This window comes from Streptomyces bambusae, assembly GCF_019400985.1.
Lineage (GTDB): Bacteria > Actinomycetota > Actinomycetes > Streptomycetales > Streptomycetaceae > Streptomyces > Streptomyces bambusae_A.
Window position 1 is genome coordinate 1 of the sequence record NZ_WTFF01000673.1, and the last position, 1,040, is coordinate 1,040.

The 1,040-nt window shown below is 77.5% G+C and carries 1 protein-coding gene; it reads right to left on the minus strand.

Translation table 11 applies throughout. The features are described from left to right. On the minus strand, nucleotides 1-1,040 hold a 1,040-nt coding region (locus GPJ59_RS36475; protein ID WP_219672387.1), incomplete at both ends, for a CocE/NonD family hydrolase C-terminal non-catalytic domain-containing protein.

Sequence of the window (1,040 nt, forward strand, 5' to 3'; positions counted from 1 at the left end):
GGTCCAGGCGGGCAGCCCGGCCGCGGCGGTGGTGACGCCGTCGGCGACCGGCACGCCGAGCGGGCTCTCGACGGCGACCGTGTACGCCGCGGGAGCCGCGGGGGTGGCGTAGCCGAGGTCGGTCGCGGCGACGACCAGCCGCAGCCGGTGCCCGGCCTCGGCCTTGTGGTCGATCGCCGGGAGCCGCAGCTGCACGGCCCTGCCCTGCTGCGCGTTCTCGACCCGGAAGGGGGCCACCAGCTGACGGGGCAGCACCTGTGTGGTCCCGTCGGGCGCCACGTCGTAGACCTTGCCGAACAGGACGGCCGATCCGTCCGCGGCCGTCGACCTCACCTTCAGCGTGACGGTCGGGGTGCCCGTGACGCGCAGCGCGCTGTCCAGCGGGGCCGAGTCGAACCGGGCGAACTGGCCGGGGAAGTCCATCGCGAGCCCGGCCCCCAGCGTCGACAGCTGCCCGCCGATGCCGGGCAGCGCGGACAGGGCCGGCGGTGCGCCGCCGGGCGGATTGCCGAACGTCTGCTCCGGCCCGGTCAGCGGCACCGGGCGGGGGCCGGGCGTCAGACCGGGGTAGCGGTCCGCGCTCGCACCGCTGAGCTTGATCGTGCCGTCGGTGGAGTCGATCCCGCCGGAGCGCGAGACCCGGAAGACCGGGCCGGTGTCCGCGCCCTCGTCACCCTTCAGGTAGCGGTCGAACCAGGCGGTCACCCGGGCCTGGACCCGGTCCGCCTCGGACACGCCGCCGTCGTGGCCGCCCGCCGCCCAGTCCACCGAGACCGGCGCGCCGTTCGCCGCGACGGCGCGGGCCATGGCGTCGGCATGGTCGAGGGGGAAGAGGGAGTCGGACTGGCCCTGCACGATCAGCGTCGGGACCGCGATGCGGTCCGCGACGGCCGACGGGCTGCGCCGCCGCAGCAGCTCGCGCGCCTCCTCGTCCGGCCTGCCGGCCACGGCCACCCGCTCGTACATCGCGCACAGCTCCGGGGCGAACCGCCCGCAGCCCGGCGCGGGCGGCGCACCGGGCCCGGCTCCGGGCCCCCGCC